The following is a 221-nucleotide window of genomic DNA, read 5'->3' on the forward strand; positions in this document are numbered from 1 at the left end:
GTCGGCGTACCGCCATGATCTTTCAGCACCACCAGCTAATCGAACGTCAAAGCGCACTGGCTAATGTGCTTACCGGTCGGCTGGCCTTTCACAACACGCTCCGCTCGCTGTTTCCTCTGCCGCGTGCCGATCAGGAGATTGCGCTCAGTTGCCTCGCTCGGGTCGGTCTGGCAGACAAGGCGCTAAGCCGGGTGGACAAAAGGGAAGGGGGAAAGAAGAAG

Annotated in this window: 1 pseudogene; it reads left to right on the forward strand. The window is 59.3% G+C overall.

From position 1 onward, the window contains the following. Nucleotides 1-221: pseudogene (locus GYB81_RS24300) on the forward strand (phosphonate ABC transporter ATP-binding protein); the annotation flags it as partial.

This window comes from Pseudomonas yangonensis, assembly GCF_009932725.1.
Lineage (GTDB): Bacteria > Pseudomonadota > Gammaproteobacteria > Pseudomonadales > Pseudomonadaceae > Aquipseudomonas > Aquipseudomonas yangonensis.